Below are 5,910 nucleotides of genomic sequence, written 5' to 3'. Positions count from 1 at the left end.
CGTTGGAGCAAATTTTTCCCCTACGAGGTTTGAAGAAGGCGGGGTTGACGCATGACAAGTTCATGTTTGCTCAGAGGCCCAGGCCCCTCACCCCAGCCCTCCCCGAAGGGGCGAGGGAGCAATGCAGGCCAGTTCGATGTGGCCCGCTTCGAAGTAACGCATTTCGGCTCCCTCTCCCCCGGCGGGGGGAGAGGGTTGGGGTGAGGGGTCTCTCAAAAATCACCCCAATCCCCCCTGATGCATCTGACATTCACATCGATTTCGGTCGAAAACTCACATCACTGCAAAAGAATGTCGTCAAAGCCAGTAAAGACGCGCAACTTTCCGCGTGTCCAGCATGCGTAAAGGTCAGGTCCGAGGGAAAGGGAGCGAAGAGGGGTGCCTCTCAGCCCTTGCTGAAGTTGTCGAGCGTGCTGACCAGCGCCGCCCCGCAGCTCGTCTTGTGCCCCTCATAGGCAACAGGTATGCCGTTGATGGTGTGCTCGGAGTCGCCCTCCGCGATCGTGCAGTTGTCGTGGCCACGCTTGGGGCAGCTGCAGAGGTCGCCTTTGAGGGCCACGGCGATGCCATCCACAGTGAACTGCGGGGCGCCGCTTGAGAGCACTTTGCCGCCATGGTCGGTCGGGTCGCCCACGCGGATGACTTTCTTGGTCATTGAGGTACGGAAGTGAGAGGTAGACGGGGCATGAGCCGGCTATGCATCTTTCGCCGGAGCCGTGGGCGCTTGCGGCGGGAGTTGCTCCACGAGCTTCCACATCGTTTCCGTCATGTACAAAGGCTGCTCGCCTTTGAGCCTTTCCCACGTGGTCGGCTTGCCCAGCACCACCGCATCCGGCATGAGTTCGCCGCTGCGGAAGAACTGGCGCCGGTCGCCTTGCACCTTGCCTTTGTCCACGCATTCCCACCAGCCGGTCTGTGGGCAGGTATGGCCTGTGGCAACCAGTTCTCCCAAGGGGATGCGCTGTCCGGGTCGGGCGGACATGAGCTTGTTCGCTTCGGCGTCGCCGTCTGCTTCGTCATCCGCTGTCGTTGCTGCCGGCCCGTCAACGCGGAGGTACACCACATCCTCGCTTCGCTGGTCGTTGGCTTGGCCGAGCCACGACCAAGTGACATCTCGTGTCTCGATGTCCAGGTGTTGCGCCTTGGGATCAGGGAACTTCTGGCCTTCCATCACATAGGCCTGCCGGTACCACTGGTTGAACACAAGGGCCAGCGGCTGTCCGTCAGGCACTTGGGCGGCCCATATGCCGGTGGCCGGACACGTCTTGTGGCCCTTGCAGCGCTGAATGGGTTCTGGGACATCGACGTGGCGGGCGATGCTTCGTGCCACGAGGGGGTGGTCATCGAATGCGACCGGCTTGGGTATCGGCACGGCCAGACCGAGATAGTGGAAGACGATGCGCCCGTCTTCGTCCTTGAGACCAGGGCGGGTGCGGTCGAAGGATTCGCGCGCTCTGTAGTGCATGGGCACCTGCTCGGCGTCCCAGGCGTGATGACGGTCGGTCGATGGGCGCATCAGTTGAGCGAGGTAGTAGCCGGTCTCGGGGGCGCTGGTGTACTCGTATTGCTCGCGCACATCGATCTGCGGCTTGTCGGGCAGCGTCCAGCCTTCGGAGATGTGGGCGCGGCCTGTGCGTTGCGAGGCGGGACTGGATGTGGGCTTGGGCGGTGCGGCAGGCGCCGGCACAACCGCCTTGGCGGCGTTGATCAGGGATTCTTTCTTGCCGTCCCACATCGGCAGGCGGGCGGGAGGAAGCGGAAGCACCTTGTCGAGGTTGGGGAAGCGCAGGTCTGGGTTGGTGTAGAGGGCTCCGCACCCAAACAAACCGCTCCATAGCCCCCCCGTTGGACACTACATCTTGGTGCTGGAGCTGCACGCTGACGATCGGGAAAGCATCTTGACCGTCGGGTGCAGCCTGAACCGAGTCACTCGCGTTCGGGCTCTGAGGAGCAGGGGACTTCAAAAAACTGTCGTTCGCCTGCCGCTTGGCCGAATGATCGGTAATGGACAGTTGAGCATCGTCAATTGGAACTTTTGCGCATTCGCTAATCCATACGACTGCAGCGTCGGAGTCGTACATGACACGCTGGATCAACTTGCAGACGCGAACGTCAGCAGAAGAATGGGTGCGGACGTTCGACTTTGGCTTGCCGAATGACGGCGTCGGCACGAAGCCGCCCTTGGCAATCCCTTTGGCGTAGGGCCGTTCCACTTGGAAACTTGACGTTCACCGAGTTACGCGCTGTCAACGATCGGCGTAATCAGGCCACCTGACGAACGCGAACTCGCACTGACGACCCAATCCGGGTGTTGGCGATGCGGCCACTAACCGGCTGCAGTGAAGCGCTGAGCCGGCAATCGATTCGAACTGCATCCCCAGCTTGGGAAAGCCGCCCTTTCTACCATTGACCTAAATCTCGCATTGGAGGCGGATTTTAGTGTCGAGCAAGTTTCCGTTCTGGGATTTGCACCTTTATGGGTACGAATCGTTTCTTCGAATGCACCTCAAAGCTCCACTCCCTTGTCGCGAAACATTTGCAGCAGCTTCGCTTGTTCCGGATCGACTCTTGGACGATGCTGCAAGTGCGCGTGGTAGCTCTGTTGATCAGGGCTGTAATCGAAGTAGATTCCCGTGCGAGGTTGGCTTAGCGACTGGGCCTGAGACTCGCTAATGGACAGGCGGATCGTCACCAATTCTGTTGATACCCACTGCCCGACCAGCCTTGCAAAGACAGAAAGCGTGTACGCCCCTTGAAGAAAGGCAAAGTTGGCGCCATCCTCGGGCAGTAAGAAGTGATGGTTGAAAGTAACACCTTCCTGAGGCACGAACAGGCCACTCCCTCTTTGAAGGTCGCCTTTCTCACCATAGACCCAGACATTGAAATTCTGTTTGCTGTCGTTGCGATGTAGGGTGAGGTAAAGGCTTTCCAGGACGTGGCCGCGTTTGGCCGTGCTGTAGAGCAGGGTTCGCAAATACACCTTGTTCTTACCCAAGTCGAACATCGGCCCATCTGGGCCGAGAAACACCGTTGTTGGCTGCGTCATGGCGAGGCGACCCTTGCGAAAGAATGTCAGCCATGCTGTGATGACTGACACACCGAATGCGAAGCACGATATTGCGAGACTGAGCCAGGCGGGCATGTTCACTCGAATGGCGGCCAAAGGTAACACTGAGCAACAGGCGCCCTGTCCGAAACGTGCGCCACCCCCATGTGTCCACTCAGAAAATGGTCAGGCGGCACTGAGCAGCCTTCCGAGCGTTGCTTCGACCTCTTTGATTGCCGACTCAACTGTGGCGGCGTCGTAGACAAACTCTCCTCCGTGCGCCGCGTCGTTCCTCAGGCGCGCGATTGCTTCAAGACGCTTCGCTTCGAACTCCGTGAGTACGCCAACCTCTGAGGCTTTCAGTTTGGCGATAACGGGTGAAAGCGAATCTCGTGGGGACAAAGCAAGTGGAACTGCACGAGCGCGGGCCTTTAGCCCCTCTTCGAGCGCAGCCCCAAGAAGGACGGAAGCTGCTCGGGTATAGCCTTTCTGGAACAGGTATGTAGCTTCATCCAAAAGGCCGCTGAAGACCGCGGCCGAGACCGAAAGCTGGTATTCGATAGCGAGGCCGCCAGAATACTCGTGCCTCGCCGACTTGAGCACACCGAGCGCGCCCCCGATATTCATCTGCTTGCCAGGTCCGCCAACGGCCCATACCTCGAATTGAGTGACAAAGCGATTGGTTGAGATTGAGAGCTTGTCGAGAAGGTTTAGGCAGCTCGTGGACCACTTTGCAAAGCCAACAATGTCCATGATCACACGCTTTTCGTCCTTCTGAAAATCCCGCCACCGCTCTTCGCCCTCATGAATGAGTTCGTCGAAGCGCGAAAGTAGAACATTGTTCACGAATTGTTTTGTCATACCTTTTGAGAGGCCTCACTGTCTTTTGCTGCCGCTGCGCTTAGGGCCTTGAGTGTCTCGTAGCTCAGCCCATGCATCACTTGGCAGTACGCATCGCGAAAGATGTCGTAGTTGGAGAGCAGATTGTCATTGGCAATGTTCCCAATGCCGGACACCTTCATGCGAATGAAATTTGGGTTGTCGTCATAGATGCGCCGCATGTATATCGTGGCGATCTCTTCCGGAGCTGCATTTCTTCCGGCCGTCACATAGTCCTCGACGGCACGTCGCGTTTGTGCATGATTGAACTTGCTCTGGATTTCGTCCAGCCGCTTGTTGAGCGATTGAACAAGACGATCGTTAAAGATCAACCAGAAGTTGTCGTCGTAGTTTTGACTGACAAAGAGTGAAACGCCTGCCGCACGAAGAACGGAGTACTCACCAAGGCAGCGATCGCGTTGCTCCGGAGTAATCTCCAGGCTCTGCCGTGCGTCTGCATTAGGAAGCAAACCGTAGTCGCGTTCGATTGGGACACCATCAAGGAAGTGTTTCTCGACCCAATCTGCGAGGAGATCGGGACGCTGAAAGACGACTTTGGCGCTCGCCTCATCCGCGGGAGTCGGCTTCGCCACCGTGGTATCCGCCGATTTCGGCTGCTGAGGCGTCGCCTCACGTCGCTTGAATAGGTTGAAGAGCGCCATGTTGCTGATTGTGAGATCACCTAGTTTCGTCGTGAACGTTGGCTGTCTCATCCAGTACTAACCAAATCGTGAAAAGGCGCACCGTCGCAAGCCGCGAAGGGCGGCAAGGTCGTGACGTACCGACCGGACCACCGCATGCAGCCCTCGCGTTCCCGGCCCAACGACTATTCGTCATCATTTCTGCGGCCGAAGATACCAGCGCGCAGCCTGGCCGCATACCTGCAGAGTTTTACAGGTTGCCAGCACCGTCACCACCCAACAAAACCACTTTAACGAAAAGATACTGCCTTGGCCGTCGGTTTGGCCTCAAGTCAGATGGATCGTCTTGGAACCATAGCAGCGCTGATGTGTGCAGCCAACAGCTACTACGAAACCATGAGCCGACTTCTTAGCTTGTCCCACGTCGACACCAATGAAAGCCGTCGTTTGCGCCACGAAGCGTCAATGGATATCCTGACCATCAGGTTTCCGTACGGTCAGCTTGCTTTACCCGCTGCGACATCCAGCGCCTTTATCGTGCTGAAGTCGATGCTTGTTCCATCTGTTCGCACGACGAAGAAGCACGAGGTGTGGCCAGGATGGTCTATATCCCATCGCTTCTCGAAATGGCCGACTCCGCTGCCGGCCTTGGTTAGCTCGCCAGCTGCAAGCACCGCGTCATAGACCGCAAGGAGCGCAGCGAGATCCTCGTGATCAGTCGGGTCATTGACTCGGTCTCCTACGTGATAGCGGCTGAGCATGTCCTTGAAGTGAGCGAGTGCATCGCCCTTCTTGGGCCAATGACGGCCAGACGTTAGGGTTATAGGTTTCGCCTTGCCCATGTTCCCTCCAAACAGGAGTCGTCAAACGTTCATCCAAGGTCTACTGTGCGGCCGGCGTCGCGCATAAAGGGCCGATAAGAACTTGTTCGAACACGGTGAGTCCACTGAACTCGGCCGGTCTACGTCTAGCAAGGCCGTCCAATGCGTCATCCAATGTTTTGGGGTCGCCCAGCTTGGGTACGAGGCGAGACGCAATTTGGATGGGCACGCCGTATTCTTCAAGCGCTGTGACGACCGGATTCATAAACAAGGATTCCAGCTGGCTGCAGAAGAATGTGTAGTTGCCGGGTCGAATGCCGTGCCGCAAAAGAACGTCACTTTGTATTCGACCGACGGCGGTGACGAGTCTTGGCGCTTTGAAACTGAGCCACTGACGCGCGAACTCCAAGAACGACTCTAGAGCGAATGGCACTTACTTTGCACCTTACGCATGGCCATGCCTCTGTACATGTCGGCGAGCCTGTGCGCGAGGCACCTTCAACCAAGGGTAAGGTTTTGGTCG

General features: G+C 57.6%; 6 protein-coding genes. All 6 read right to left on the bottom strand.

The window, feature by feature from the left end; all coding sequences use genetic code 11:
• Positions 1-385 precede the first annotated feature (385 nt).
• Entirely contained in the window at positions 386-655 is a 270-nt protein-coding gene (locus AC30NL_RS13010) for a PAAR domain-containing protein (RefSeq protein ID WP_489464423.1), read from the bottom strand.
• 39 nt (positions 656-694) lie between these two features.
• Positions 695-1,825, bottom strand: a complete 1,131-nt coding sequence (locus AC30NL_RS13005; RefSeq protein WP_489464422.1) for a hypothetical protein — start codon at positions 1,823-1,825, stop codon at positions 695-697.
• A gap of 681 nt (positions 1,826-2,506) precedes the next feature.
• Positions 2,507-3,142 carry a hypothetical protein gene (locus tag AC30NL_RS13000; protein WP_489464421.1) on the bottom strand — a complete coding sequence of 212 codons (636 nt, stop codon included), beginning with the start codon at positions 3,140-3,142 and terminating at the stop codon, positions 2,507-2,509.
• 90 nt (positions 3,143-3,232) lie between these two features.
• Positions 3,233-3,907: a DUF4145 domain-containing protein gene (locus AC30NL_RS12995; RefSeq protein WP_489464420.1), complete on the bottom strand. Its 675-nt coding sequence runs from the start codon at positions 3,905-3,907 to the stop codon at positions 3,233-3,235.
• Positions 3,904-4,587: a hypothetical protein gene (locus AC30NL_RS12990; protein WP_489464419.1), complete on the bottom strand. Its 684-nt coding sequence runs from the start codon at positions 4,585-4,587 to the stop codon at positions 3,904-3,906. Before AC30NL_RS12990 ends, AC30NL_RS12995 begins: the two co-directional genes overlap by 4 nt.
• 476 nt (positions 4,588-5,063) lie before the next feature.
• A complete protein-coding gene (locus tag AC30NL_RS12985) occupies positions 5,064-5,408 on the bottom strand; it encodes a DCL family protein (RefSeq protein WP_489464418.1) in 345 nt (114 codons plus the stop codon).
• Positions 5,409-5,910: the final 502 nt, after the last annotated feature.

It is taken from the genome of Rhizobacter sp. (assembly GCA_021153565.1).
Taxonomy (GTDB): domain Bacteria; phylum Pseudomonadota; class Gammaproteobacteria; order Burkholderiales; family Burkholderiaceae_C; genus Albitalea.
Note: the sequence above shows the minus strand (reverse complement) of the source record. Positions and strands in the feature narration are given on the sequence as shown.

Coding starts and splice junctions, on each gene's coding strand:
- AC30NL_RS13010 (WP_489464423.1), bottom strand. CDS start 655: ATGACCAAGAAAGTCATCCGCGTGGGCGACCCGACCGACCATGGCGGC.
- AC30NL_RS13000 (WP_489464421.1), bottom strand. CDS start 3,142: ATGCCCGCCTGGCTCAGTCTCGCAATATCGTGCTTCGCATTCGGTGTG.
- AC30NL_RS12995 (WP_489464420.1), bottom strand. CDS start 3,907: ATGACAAAACAATTCGTGAACAATGTTCTACTTTCGCGCTTCGACGAA.
- AC30NL_RS12990 (WP_489464419.1), bottom strand. CDS start 4,587: ATGGCGCTCTTCAACCTATTCAAGCGACGTGAGGCGACGCCTCAGCAG.
- AC30NL_RS12985 (WP_489464418.1), bottom strand. CDS start 5,408: ATGGGCAAGGCGAAACCTATAACCCTAACGTCTGGCCGTCATTGGCCC.